Raw genomic sequence first — 12,080 nt, forward strand, 5'->3', positions numbered from 1 at the left:
GTTCTCGAGGCGCTCGGCCAGCTCCGGGCCGCCCTCCTCCGCGATGCGCCCGTCGACGAACACGTGCACGAAGTCGGGCTTGATGTAGCGCAGGATGCGCGTGTAGTGCGTGATGAGCAGCACACCGACGTCGGTGTTGGCCCGCACGCGGTTGACGCCCTCGGAGACGACGCGCAGCGCGTCGACGTCGAGGCCCGAGTCGGTCTCGTCGAGGATCGCGATGCGCGGCTTGAGGAGCTCCATCTGCAGGATCTCGTGGCGCTTCTTCTCACCGCCCGAGAAGCCCTCGTTCACCGAGCGCTCGGCGAACGCGGAGTCCATGCGCAGGTCGGCCATGGCCGTCTTGACGTCCTTGACCCACGTGCGCAGCGGCGGCGCCTGGCCGTCGATCGCCGTCTTGGCGGTGCGCAGGAAGTTCGACACCGACACGCCCGGGACCTCGACCGGGTACTGCATCGCGAGGAACATGCCGGCGCGGGCGCGCTCGTCGACCGACATCGCCAGGACGTCCTCGCCGTCGAGCAGGACCGTGCCGCTCGTGATCTGGTACTTCGGGTGGCCAGCGAGCGAGTACGCGAGCGTGGACTTGCCCGAGCCGTTGGGGCCCATGATCGCGTGCGTCTCGCCGCTGTTCACGGTCAGGTCGACGCCGCGCAGGATGGGCTTGGCGCCCTCCTTGGTCTCGACGCTGACGTGCAGGTCGCGGATCTCCAGGGTGGTCATGCGGGGTGTGCTCCTCGGTGGAAGGTCAGAGGGTCCGGTCCACGTCGACGAGCACGCGCTCGCCGTCCAGCGTGACCGGGTAGACGGGGACGGGGGTGACGGCAGGCGGGCTGAGCGGCTTGCCGGTGCGCAGGTCGAACCGCGAGCCGTGCAGCCAGCACTCGATCGTGCAGCCCTCGACCTCGCCGTCGGACAGCGAGACCGCGCCGTGCGAGCAGATGTCGCTGATCGCGTGCAGCTCACCGTCGTCGTCGCGCACGAGCGCGACCTCGACGGTCCCGGTCTCCGCCTCGAGCTCGACGCGCAGCGTGCCGCCGGTCGGCACGTCGGACGCGTAGCAGGCGAGCTGTGCGGTCATGCGTGCTGACCGACCGCGTCGACACCCCGATCGGGTGCGGCCTGCGAGGTCGCGCCGTCGAGCACGGACATCGACTTCTCGAGCTCGTCCTCGATCGCGGCGATGAGGCGCTCCTCGATCTCGGGAACGCCGATCTCGTGCACGAGCTCGGCGAAGAACCCGCGCACGACGAGCCGACGCGCGTCGGGCTCGGGGATGCCCCGTGCCCGCAGGTAGAACAGCTGCTCGTCGTCGAACCGACCCGTCGCGGACGCGTGCCCCGCGCCCTCGATCAGGCCGGTCTCGATCTCGAGGTTCGGCACGGAGTCCGCGCGCGCCCCGTCCGTCAGGACGAGGTTGCGGTTGAGCTCGTACGTGTCGGTGCCCTCGGCCTCGGCCCGGATCAGCACGTCGCCGACCCACACCGTGTGCGCTCCAGCACCCTGCAGCGCGCCCTTGTAGGTCACGCGGCTCACGCAGCTCGGCACCGCGTGGTCGACGAACAGGCGGTGCTCCTGGTGCTGCCCGGCGTCCGCGAAGTACAACCCGAGCATGGTGACCGAGCCGCCCTCGCCGGCGAACTCCGCGTCGGGCGTCACGCGCACGACGTCGCCGCCGAGCGTCACGACGATGTGCTTGACCGTCGCGTCACGGCCGACCTTGAGCCGGTGCGAGGCGGCGTGCACGGAGCCCTCGGCCCAGTCGTGCACGGACACGACCGTGAGGTGCGCGCCGTCCTCGGCGACGATCTCGACCGTCTCGGTGAGCGCGGCGTGGCCGACGTGGTCGATGACCACGGTGCCCTGCGACATCGCCTCCGCACGCACGACGAGGTGCGCGGCGCTCGGCTCGAGCGGCGCGTCCTGCGTGCCCGCGCCCTCGACGCCCTCGATGCGGATCGACGTGACCTTCGACGTCACGGCCTCCTGCGGGATCGTCACGAGCGTGGCACGCGGCGCCGAGGCCCACGCGACGGCCGCCGCGCGGTCCCCCGGCTTGCCGACGACACCGAGACGCGCGTCGCCGCGGTCGACGATCTCTACCGCGACCTCGGGCGACTCGACGACGGTCGTCAGGACGCCGTGCCCGTCGAGCACGCCGTCGGTGTCCGCGGCGAACAGCGGCGCGAGCCGGGCGACGGGAGCGAACCGCCACTCCTCCTCGCGACCGGTGGGGACGGCGAAGTCCGCGACGTCGAAGGACGTCTTGCGCTCGGCGCGCGAGGCCTCCGGCACACCGCCCACCCCGTGCGTGTGCGCGCCGTCCGCGACCGCGCGGGAGTGGTCGGTCGCCAGGCCCGACTCGTTCGTGGTGGTCGTCATCAGCCGACGGCCCCTTCCATCTGCAGCTCGATGAGGCGGTTGAGCTCGAGGGCGTACTCCATGGGCAGCTCGCGTGCGATGGGCTCGACGAACCCGCGCACGATCATCGCCATGGCTTCCGTCTCCGGCATGCCTCGGGACATGAGGTAGAACAGCTGGTCCTCGCTCACGCGGGACACCGTGGCCTCGTGGCCCATCGACACGTCGTCCTCGCGGACGTCGACGTACGGGTAGGTGTCCGAGCGGGAGATCTGGTCGACGAGCAGGGCGTCGCACAGCACGTTCGACGCGGAGTGCGAGGCCCCCTCGAGGATCTGCACGAGACCGCGGTACGACGTGCGCCCACCGCCGCGCGCGACCGACTTCGAGACGATCGACGACGACGTGTGCGGTGCGGCGTGCACCATCTTGGAGCCGGCGTCCTGGTGCTGACCCTCACCCGCGAACGCGATCGAGAGCGTCTCACCGCGCGCGTGCTCGCCCATGAGGTAGATCGCCGGGTACTTCATGGTGACCTTGGAGCCGATGTTGCCGTCGACCCACTCCATGGTCGCGCCCTCGGCCGCGGTCGCCCGCTTGGTCACGAGGTTGTACACGTTGTTCGACCAGTTCTGGATCGTCGTGTACCGCACGCGGGCGTTCTTCTTGACGATGATCTCGACGACCGCGGAGTGCAACGAGTCCGACGAGTACACCGGCGCGGTGCAGCCCTCGACGTAGTGCACGTACGAGCCCTCGTCGGCGATGATCAGCGTCCGCTCGAACTGGCCCATGTTCTCGGTGTTGATCCGGAAGTAGGCCTGCAGCGGGATCTCGACGTGCACGCCCGGCGGGACGTAGACGAACGAGCCGCCCGACCACACCGCGGTGTTGAGCGAGGCGAACTTGTTGTCCCCGGGCGGGATGACCGAGCCGAAGTACTGCTCGAAGATCTCCGGGTGCTCACGCAGGCCCGTGTCGGTGTCGAGGAAGATGACGCCCTGCTCCTCGAGCGACTCCTGGATCTGGTGGTACACGACCTCGGACTCGTACTGCGCCGCGACGCCGGCGACGAGGCGCTGCTTCTCGGCCTCGGGGATGCCCAGGCGGTCGTACGTGTTCTTGATGTCCTCGGGCAGCTCTTCCCAGCTCGTCGCCTGCTTCTCCGTGGACCGCACGAAGTACTTGATGTTGTCGAAGTCGATGCCCGACAGGTCCGCGCCCCACCAGGGCATGGGCTTCTTCTCGAACATCCGCAGCGACTTCAGGCGCGTCTTGAGCATCCACTCCGGCTCGTTCTTGAGCCGGGAGATCTCCCGCACGACGTCCTCCGACAGGCCACGCCTCGCGGTCGCGCCGGCGGTGTCCGTGTCGTGCCAGCCGTAGTTGTAGCTGCCGATCGAGGCGATGGCCTCGTCCTGCGTCATCGGCTGTGCCGGGTCCTGCGTAGGTGCGCTCATGCGTTCGTTCCTTCCGGGGCGAGCACAGGGGGGGTCGTGACGGTCGTGGGGTGGGCGGTCAGGCTGACCGCCACCGGGATGTTCGTCGTGCAGACGTGGCCGCCGCCGGCGAGGGTCGCGAGCCGCTGGACGTGGACACCGAGCAGGCGAGAGAAGGCTCGTGCCTCCGCCTCGCACAGCTGCGGGAACTCGTGGGCGATCTCCTGCACCGGGCAGTGGCCCTGGCACAGCTGGACCGCGCGCCGGCCGGGGACGGTGCGGGCCGTGGCGGCGTAGCCGTCGCCCGAGAGCGCCTGTGCGAGCGCCTCGGTGCGGGCGGCGAGGTCGCCCTCGGGAAGTCCGTCCAGCGCGGGTGCCAGTCGTGCCTCGAGCTCGGCGACGCGCTGCGTCGCGAAGGTCTCGACCGCGTCCGGCCCGACCGTGTCCGCCAGGAACCGCAGTGCCTGGGCGGCGATCTCCGCGTAGCGGTGCGACAGCGCCGTCTGGCCCTGCGGGGTGACGACGTAGTGCCGTGCGGGGCGGCCGCGGCGGACCGGACCGACGCCCGAGCCGTCGTGGACGGTGATCTGCGCCGTGCTCTCGAGGACGCCGAGGTGGCGCCGGATCGCCGCGGGAGTCAGGTCGAGGCAGGCGGCGAGCTCGGCTGCCGTGATCGGCCCCTCGCCGGCGACGAGCTGAAGCACGCGCTGGCGCGTGCTGGCGTCGCTCGAGTCCTCGGGCGGGGCGGTCGCCGACAGGGGCGCCTGCGTGGCGCGCTCCTCGTGCAGGACGTCGCTCATCTCACCTCCCTACGCACCGCGTGCGGAACCCAGAACATCATTCGGAAACATGGTTGTTGCCAAATTCCATCTTGGCAAGCAAGGCATGCCTTCGCCCGGGCCCGACCCACGTGACGTGCGGCACGCCACCGCGAGGGGCCCGCGGCCACCTAGACTGCTCGACCGTGCCCGCAACCGAACTCGTCGAGCACGCCGTCGAGGTCACCGGCCTCGTCAAGCGGTACGGCGACCGCGCCGTCGTCGACGGCCTGGACCTCGTCGCCCGCCCTGGCGCCGTGACCGCGGTCCTCGGCCCCAACGGCGCCGGCAAGACCACGACGATCGAGTGCTGCGAAGGGCTGCGCAAGCCCGACGGCGGTGCGGTGCGGGTCCTCGGACTCGACCCGCACGAGGACGCCGCCGCACTGCGCCCCCGCGTCGGCGTGATGCTGCAGGACGGCGGCCTGCCCACCGGGATCCCCGCGGCACAGATGCTCGAGCACGTCGCGCGCATGTACGCCGACCCACGCTCGCTCGACGAGCTCACCGAGCGTCTCGGGCTGGCGTCGTTCGGGCGCACGACCGTGCGGCGCCTGTCCGGCGGCCAGCGTCAGCGCCTCGCGCTCGCCGCGGCCGTCGTCGGACGCCCGCAGGTCGCGTTCCTCGACGAGCCGAGCGCGGGCATGGACCCGCAGTCGCGCCATGCCGTGTGGGACCTCGTGCGCGAGCTGCGCGACGAGGGTGTCGCGGTCGTCCTGACCACGCACCTCATGGACGAGGCCGAGGACCTCGCCGACCACGTCGTGGTCGTCGACGGCGGCCGGGTCATCGCGCAGGGTTCGGTCCGCGACCTCGTCTCCTCGAGCGACGACCGCACGCTGCGTCTCGACGCCCCCGCAGGCCTCGACGTCGCGGCGATCACGGCGGCGCTCGCGCGGCCCGGCATCGCCCCGCTCGACGTCGCCGAGGTGTCGCCCGGTGCGTACACCGTGGTCGGTGCCGTCGAGCCGTCGACCGTCGCGAGCCTAACCGCGTGGCTCGCCGAGCGCGGCGCGCTGGCGACCCGGCTGACCGTGGGTCGGCGCACGCTCGAGGACGTCTTCCTCGACCTGACCGGACGGACCCTGCGATGACGACGAGCCACGCCGGCGCGGCGTCGCCCCGCGCGCGGGTCCTCGCCCAGACCGCCTTCGAGGCGCGCGCGATCCTGCGCAACGGCGAGCAGCTCCTCGTGACCGTCGTCGTCCCCGTGCTCGCGCTCGTCGGGCTCGTGAGCGTCGACGCGCTCGACGTGGACACCGGCGGGCTGAGCCGGATCGACTTCTTCACGCCGGGCATCCTGGCGCTCGCCGTCATGACCTCGTCGTTCACGTCGCAGGCGATCGCCTCCGCGTTCGACCGGCGCAACGGCGTCCTGCGGCTGCTGTCGACCACGCCGCTCGGCCGGGGCGGGCTGCTCGTCGGAAAGGTGCTCGGCGTGCTCGTCGTCGAGCTCGTGCAGGTGCTGGTGATCGGCCTGACCGCGGTCGCGCTCGGGTGGCGGCCGTCCGCGGTCGGCGTCGCGCTCTCGCTCGTCGCCGTGCTGCTCGGGACGGCGGCGTTCACGTCGCTCGCGCTGCTCGTCGCGGGGACGCTACGCGCCGAGGCCGTGCTCGCGGTCGCCAACCTCGCGCTCCTGCTGCTCGCGTTCGCGGGTGGCGTCATCGTCCCCGCCGACCGTCTGCCCGGGGCGCTCCAGCACCTCGCGCTGCTGCTGCCGTCGGGCGCGCTGGGTGAGGCGATGCGCGGTGCGTTGCAGACAGGTGCGCTGCCCGCGTGGTCCGTGGTCGTGCTCGTGGGATGGACCGCCGCGCTGGGCTGGGGCGCCGCGCGCCTGTTCCGCTGGCACTGAGCCACCGCGCGACCCTGCCCGATGTCACACCCGGCCCGCCGGGCAGCACGCCGAGCCGCCTCGTCGCGCGGCCTAGGCTTGGCCCCGTGAGCGCGAGCCCCCCTGATGTCCGTCCCGCCCCCGCGCGCCGCGCGTGGGACGCCCTGCTGGCCTGGCTGCGCGCGCACGTGCGCACCGTGCTCGTGGCGAACCTCCTGCTCCAGATCGCGATCGTGGGCACGGGTGGCGCGGTGCGCCTGACCGCCTCCGGCCTCGGCTGCTCGACGTGGCCCCAGTGCGAGCCGGGCAGCTTCGTGCCGCAGCTGCACGACGCGACGACCTACCACGTGTTCGTCGAGTTCGGGAACCGGCTCATGACGTTCGTGCTGACCGCCGCCGCGGTGGCGGTCGTCTACGTCGTGTGGGGCGACCGGGACCGCGTGCGCTCCTACCGCCTGCTGGGCTGGGTGCCGATCGCGGGGGTCGTGGCGCAGGCCGTGATCGGTGGCGTGCTCGTGCTGCTCGAGCTCCCCCCGATCCTCGTGTCGCTGCACTTCCTCGTGTCGATGGCACTGGTCGCGGGCTCGCTCCTGCTGCTGCACCGGCACGACGAGGGTGACGGACCCGCGGTGGTCGTCGTCGACCCGGCCACCAGGCTCCTGGCGGACGTGGTGGCGGTGCTCCTGGCCGTCGTGCTCGTGCTCGGGACGCTGACGACCGGCGCGGGGCCGCACTCGGGTGACGACGAGGTCGGCTACCGCCTCGCGGTCGACCCGATGCTCATGGCGAAGATCCACGCCGCGGCGGTCTGGGCGTTCGTCGCCGTGCTGCTCGTCGTGCTGTGGCGCACGCGCCCCTCCGGACCGTCGGGCGCACGCGCCGCCGCGACGCACCGCGCGGCCGTGGTCCTGCTCGTGCTCTCGGTGCTGCAGGGCGCGATCGGCTACGTGCAGACCGCGACCGGACTGCCGATCGCGCTGGTCAACCTGCACCTGATCGGCGCCGCCCTGCTCGCCGCGGGTGGCGCGCGCGTGTGGCTGTGCACCCGCACGCGGGGCGTGCCGGACGCGGTCGAGCCGGCGCGGGTCGAGCCGGGGTCCGCCGCCGCGCGCTGACGCCGCAGGGAACAGATCCGACAAACGGGGTGCCGAGTGTCGGCGGTCACACCTACAGTCGCGGCATGACGGATGACCACTCGGGCCCGCGCGCGGGCCGGCACTCCACGACCGGGCTGGCCGCGCCGCCCGGCACTCCGGCAAAGGCTGCCGTCGCCGCTCGCGGGCTCGTGAAGAGGTACAAGGACGTCGTCGCGCTCGACGGCGTCGACCTCACCGTTCCCGAGGGCACCGTCCTGGGTCTGCTCGGCCCGAACGGGGCGGGCAAGACCACCACGGTGCGCATCCTGGCGACCCTGCTTCAGCCTGACTCGGGCACAGCTGAGGTGGCCGGGATCGACGTGCTGCACCACCCTCGAGCGGTCCGGCGCAAGATCGGGCTCTCGGGTCAGTACGCCGCGGTCGACGAGTACCTCACGGGGTACGAGAACCTCGAGATGATCGGCCGCCTCTACCACCTGGGCAAGGCGCGCTCACGCGAACGCGCGCGCGAGCTGCTCGCGCAGTTCCGCCTCGACGAGGCGGCCGACCGGCCGTCGCGCACGTACTCGGGCGGCATGCGCCGACGGCTCGACCTCGCCGGCGCGCTCGTGGCGAGCCCGCCGGTGATCTTCCTCGACGAGCCGACCACCGGCCTCGACCCACGCGGCCGCGCGGAGATGTGGGAGGTCATCCAGACGCTCGTCGCGGGCGGGACGACTCTGCTGCTGACCACCCAGTATCTCGAGGAGGCCGACGTCCTGGCGGACGACATCGTGGTGATCGACCACGGCAAGGTCATCGCCCAGGGCACAGCCGACCAGCTCAAGCTCCAGGTCGGCGGCGAGCGCCTCGACCTCACCGTCGCGGACGAGACGCTGCTCGAGCAGGCAGCGGCCTTGCTCGAGCCACTCGGCGTCGGCAAGCCCACGCTCGACGCGAGTCGCCGGTCGCTGCTCATGCCGGTCACCGGCGGCGCCCGCACGCTCACCGAGGCGCTGCGGCGGCTCGACGACGCGGGGATCACGCTCGACGACGTCGGCCTGCGCCGGCCCACGCTCGACGACGTGTTCCTGACGCTGACGGGACGCCCGGCCGAGGACGACGAGACCGAGACGAAGGGAGACGCGTGATGGCCTTCCCGACCGTGCTGAGCGACGCGCACGTCGTCGCCAGGCGCAACATCATCAAGATCAAGCGCGTCCCCGACCTGCTGGTCTTCACGACGCTCTCGCCGATCATGTTCGTCCTGCTGTTCGCGTTCGTGTTCGGCGGCGCGATCCAGGTGCCCGGCGGCACCGACCCGAGCGCGTATCGCGAGTTCCTCATGGCGGGGATCTTCGCGCAGACGGTGATCTTCGGCGCGACGATCACCGGCGCGGGCCTGGCCGAGGACGTGAAGAAGGGGATCATCGACCGCTTCCGGTCCTTGCCGATGGCGCCGTCCGCCGTGCTCACCGGGCGGACGATGTCCGACGTCGTGAACAACGTGCTGGTGCTCATCGTCATGTCGCTCACCGGGCTGCTGGTCGGCTGGGCCATCCACAGCTCCGTGGGCGAGGCGCTCGCGGGGTTCCTCCTGCTGATCGTCTTCGCGTACGCCGTGTCGTGGATCATGGCGTGGCTGGGCATGCTCGTCCCGAGCGTCGAGGTCTTCAACAACGCGACCTTCATCGTGATCTTCCCGATCACGTTCGTCGCCAACACCTTCGTGCCGCTCGAGACGCTGCCCAAGGTGCTCCAGACGTTCGCCGAGTGGAACCCCGTCTCTGCCGTCACGCAGGCGTCCCGCGAGCTGTTCGGCAACATCCCCGCGGGAGTGCCCGAGCCGACGGCCTGGCCGCTGCAGAACGCGACGCTGTACACGCTGATCTGGACCGTGATCATCCTCGCGGTGTTCATCCCGATCGCGAACCTGCAGTACCGCCGCAGCACGAGCCGCTGAACGACGAGGGGCCGGTGCCCGACGCTCGTCGCGTCAGGCACCGGCCCCTCGTCGTCGCGTCGCCGCTCAGGGCGTCGCGGGCTCGAGCGTGTCCCAGCCGCGCGCGCGAGCGGCCACCGCCGCGAGCACGCCGATCGTCGTCGTCGGGCTCGCGAACCGGTCGCCGAGCACGCCCGCGACAGCCTCGTCGAGCGGCACCCACCGGGCCACCATCGCGGCCTCCTCGTCCTCCCGTGCGAAGCGGTCCGCCTCGGGGACGGGCGACAGGTCGCGGGCCACGAAGACGGTGATTCGCTCCGAGGAACCGCCGGGCGTCGTGAAGAACTCGACGAGCCGCCACCAGCGACCGGCCACCAGGTCGGCCTCCTCGGCGAGCTCGCGCGCCGCGGCCCGCACCGGGTCCTCGCCAGGCACGTCGAGCAGTCCCGCGGGGGGCTCCCACAGGACGTGCGCGACCGGGTGCCGGTATTGCGACAGCAGCAGCACCCGGTCGTCGTCGTCGAGCGCGATCACCGCGACCGCGCCCGTGTGCGCCACGTACTCACGCACCACCTGCGACTCACCCAGGTCGACGCGGTCGCGCGCGAGGTCCCAGACACGGCCGTGGTAGACGACCTCGTGCTCGAGGACCTCGTGCCGCGCCGCGACGTCCCGGACGGGCTCGTCGGACCCGACGCCGCTCGTCAGCTCTCGTCCTGCCGGGCGAGCGCCGCCGCGACCAGACCCGCGAACAGCGGGTGGGCACGGTTCGGGCGCGACTTGAACTCCGGGTGCGCCTGCGTCGAGACGTAGTACGGGTGCACGTCACGCGGCAGCTCGACGAACTCCACCAGCGAGGTGTCGGGCGAGACGCCCGAGATCACCAGGCCGGCCTCCTCGAGCTGCGCGCGGTAGGAGTTGTTGACCTCGTACCGGTGGCGGTGCCGCTCGGAGATCCGGTTCGCGCCGTACGCCTCGGCGACGACCGAGCCGGGCGTGAGGACCGCGTCGTACGCACCGAGACGCATGGTCCCGCCGAGGTCGCCCTCGCCGCCGACGATCGCCAGCTGCTCGGCCATCGTCGCGATGACCGGGTGCGCGGGGTTGTCGTCGAACTCCGAGGAGGACGCTCCGTCGAGGCCCAGCACGTTGCGGGCGTACTCGATGACCATGCACTGCAGGCCGAGGCAGATGCCGAGCGTCGGGACGCCGTTCTCGCGCGACCAGCGCAGCGCCCCGAGCTTGCCCTCGATGCCGCGCACCCCGAAGCCGCCCGGCACGAGGACCGCGTCGACGCCCTCGAGCGCCGACTGCGCGCCCGCCGGGGTCTGGCAGTCGTCGGACGACACCCAGCGGATGACGACCTTCGCGTCGTGGTGGAAGCCGCCCGCGCGCAGCGCCTCGGTGACCGACAGGTACGCGTCCGGCAGGTCGATGTACTTGCCGACGAGCGCGATCTCGACGCGGTACGCCGGCTCGTGGACGCGCTTGAGCAGCTCGTCCCAGCCGCTCCAGTCGACGTCGCGGAACGGCAGGCCGAGCCGCTGCACCGCGTACGCGTCCAGACCCTCGGCGTGCAGCACGCGCGGGATGTCGTAGATGCTCGGCGCGTCCTTGGCGGTGACGACGCCCTCGGTGTCGACGTCGCAGAACAGCGCGATCTTGCGCTTGATGCTCTCGGGCACGTCACGGTCGGCGCGGAGCACGATCGCGTCAGGCTGGATGCCGATGCTGCGCAGCGCGGCGACGTAGTGCTGGGTCGGCTTGGTCTTCAGCTCGCCCGACGGGCCGATGTACGGCAGGAGCGAGACGTGCAGGAAGAACACGTTGTCGCGGCCGAGGTCGTGGCGCACCTGGCGGGCGGCCTCGAGGAACGGCAGCGACTCGATGTCGCCGACCGTCCCACCGATCTCGGTGATGATCACGTCGACGCCGTCTTGCGCCTGCGCCCGCATGCGTGACTTGATCTCGTCGGTGATGTGCGGGATGACCTGCACGGTGTCACCGAGGTACTCGCCGCGGCGCTCCTTGGCGATGACCTGGGAGTACACCTGGCCCGTCGTCACGTTCGCCGACCCGACGAGGTTCACGTCGAGGAAGCGCTCGTAGTGCCCGACGTCGAGGTCGGTCTCCGCACCGTCGTCGGTCACGAAGACCTCGCCGTGCTGGAACGGGTTCATCGTCCCAGGGTCGACGTTCAGGTAGGGGTCGAGCTTCTGCATCGTGACCGTCAGGCCACGGGAGCGAAGGAGTCGGCCGAGGCTGCTCGCCGTCAGGCCCTTGCCGAGAGAAGAGGCAACTCCCCCGGTGACGAAGATGTGCCGGGTCAGATGGTCCGACCGCCCGGTGAGTCGGTGCGCGCGCTCTGTCACGGGATTCCAGCCTACCCGACCGCTGGGCCCATGGATGCGGCCGACGCGGTGAGTCGGCCCACTCCCGGGTGACCCGCGCCTCGTCGTGCCATGACGGCGCTCACTCGTCCGGCAGCTCCACGACCGGGGCGGAGGCCGGGACGGGCGTCCGCTCGACCCGCAGGACGTCGACGGCGGTGCGCCGGTCGAGCAGCGCGACGGCACCCGCGACGACGACCAGCGCCACCACGGCCCCGCCCGC

At 71.8% G+C, this 12,080-nt stretch carries 12 protein-coding genes; 5 read left to right on the forward strand and 7 right to left on the reverse strand.

Features of this window, described 5'->3' with window-relative positions:
• The 5 genes from sufC to CWIS_RS08335 all read right to left on the reverse strand — a co-directional run.
• The coding region (sufC, locus tag CWIS_RS08315; RefSeq protein ID WP_048342802.1) for a Fe-S cluster assembly ATPase SufC at window positions 1-723 on the reverse strand (723 nt) is incomplete at its 3' end.
• Window positions 724-748: 25 nt separating this feature from the next.
• Entirely contained in the window at window positions 749-1,081 is a 333-nt protein-coding gene (locus CWIS_RS08320; RefSeq protein WP_048342803.1) for a non-heme iron oxygenase ferredoxin subunit, read from the reverse strand.
• Window positions 1,078-2,382, reverse strand: a complete 1,305-nt coding sequence (gene sufD, locus CWIS_RS08325; RefSeq protein WP_048342804.1) for a Fe-S cluster assembly protein SufD — start codon at window positions 2,380-2,382, stop codon at window positions 1,078-1,080. The genes CWIS_RS08320 and sufD overlap by 4 nt, the downstream gene beginning before the upstream one ends.
• Window positions 2,382-3,821 (reverse strand): Fe-S cluster assembly protein SufB, encoded by a 1,440-nt coding sequence (sufB, locus tag CWIS_RS08330; protein ID WP_048342805.1) that lies wholly within the window; start codon window positions 3,819-3,821, stop codon window positions 2,382-2,384. Before sufB ends, sufD begins: the two co-directional genes overlap by 1 nt.
• Complete coding sequence (locus tag CWIS_RS08335) at window positions 3,818-4,600, reverse strand: metalloregulator ArsR/SmtB family transcription factor (protein WP_048342806.1); 783 nt, start codon at window positions 4,598-4,600, stop codon at window positions 3,818-3,820. The genes sufB and CWIS_RS08335 overlap by 4 nt, the downstream gene beginning before the upstream one ends.
• A gap of 164 nt (window positions 4,601-4,764) precedes the next feature.
• Here CWIS_RS08335 and CWIS_RS08340 point away from each other — a divergent pair, with 164 nt between their 5' ends.
• The 5 genes from CWIS_RS08340 to CWIS_RS08360 all read left to right on the forward strand — a co-directional run bounded on the left by CWIS_RS08340 (window position 4,765) and on the right by CWIS_RS08360 (window position 9,488).
• Window positions 4,765-5,712, forward strand: a complete 948-nt coding sequence (locus CWIS_RS08340) for an ABC transporter ATP-binding protein (RefSeq protein ID WP_048342807.1) — start codon at window positions 4,765-4,767, stop codon at window positions 5,710-5,712.
• Entirely contained in the window at window positions 5,709-6,470 is a 762-nt protein-coding gene (locus CWIS_RS08345; RefSeq protein WP_048342808.1) for an ABC transporter permease, read from the forward strand. The genes CWIS_RS08340 and CWIS_RS08345 overlap by 4 nt, the downstream gene beginning before the upstream one ends.
• 86 nt (window positions 6,471-6,556) lie before the next feature.
• Window positions 6,557-7,564, forward strand: coding sequence for a heme A synthase (locus CWIS_RS08350; RefSeq protein WP_053071633.1), 1,008 nt, complete (start codon window positions 6,557-6,559; stop codon window positions 7,562-7,564).
• A 65-nt stretch (window positions 7,565-7,629) separates the two neighbouring features.
• Window positions 7,630-8,676: an ATP-binding cassette domain-containing protein gene (locus CWIS_RS08355; protein WP_082156318.1), complete on the forward strand. Its 1,047-nt coding sequence runs from the start codon at window positions 7,630-7,632 to the stop codon at window positions 8,674-8,676.
• Window positions 8,676-9,488 carry an ABC transporter permease gene (locus tag CWIS_RS08360; RefSeq protein ID WP_048342810.1) on the forward strand — a complete coding sequence of 271 codons (813 nt, stop codon included), beginning with the start codon at window positions 8,676-8,678 and terminating at the stop codon, window positions 9,486-9,488. Before CWIS_RS08355 ends, CWIS_RS08360 begins: the two co-directional genes overlap by 1 nt.
• A gap of 66 nt (window positions 9,489-9,554) precedes the next feature.
• On the opposite strand, the gene CWIS_RS08365 is transcribed toward CWIS_RS08360, so the two are convergent.
• Complete coding sequence (locus CWIS_RS08365; RefSeq protein WP_308424263.1) at window positions 9,555-10,040, reverse strand: NUDIX domain-containing protein; 486 nt, start codon at window positions 10,038-10,040, stop codon at window positions 9,555-9,557.
• Between the two features lie 131 nt (window positions 10,041-10,171).
• Window positions 10,172-11,839, reverse strand: coding sequence for a CTP synthase (locus CWIS_RS08370; RefSeq protein ID WP_048342812.1), 1,668 nt, complete (start codon window positions 11,837-11,839; stop codon window positions 10,172-10,174).
• Between the last annotated feature and the right edge of the window lie 241 nt (window positions 11,840-12,080).

This window comes from Cellulomonas sp. A375-1, from assembly GCF_001040865.1.
Classification (GTDB): Bacteria; Actinomycetota; Actinomycetes; order Actinomycetales; family Cellulomonadaceae; genus Cellulomonas; species Cellulomonas gelida.

Bases quoted from the DNA above. Each gene is read 5' to 3' on its own strand.
- CWIS_RS08320 (WP_048342803.1), bottom strand. From the start codon at position 1,081: ATGACCGCACAGCTCGCCTGCTACGCGTCCGACGTGCCGACCGGCGGC.
- sufD (WP_048342804.1), bottom strand. From the start codon at position 2,382: ATGACGACCACCACGAACGAGTCGGGCCTGGCGACCGACCACTCCCGC.
- sufB (WP_048342805.1), bottom strand. From the start codon at position 3,821: ATGAGCGCACCTACGCAGGACCCGGCACAGCCGATGACGCAGGACGAG.
- CWIS_RS08335 (WP_048342806.1), bottom strand. From the start codon at position 4,600: ATGAGCGACGTCCTGCACGAGGAGCGCGCCACGCAGGCGCCCCTGTCG.
- CWIS_RS08345 (WP_048342808.1), top strand. From the start codon at position 5,709: ATGACGACGAGCCACGCCGGCGCGGCGTCGCCCCGCGCGCGGGTCCTC.
- CWIS_RS08355 (WP_082156318.1), top strand. From the start codon at position 7,630: ATGACGGATGACCACTCGGGCCCGCGCGCGGGCCGGCACTCCACGACC.
- CWIS_RS08360 (WP_048342810.1), top strand. From the start codon at position 8,676: ATGGCCTTCCCGACCGTGCTGAGCGACGCGCACGTCGTCGCCAGGCGC.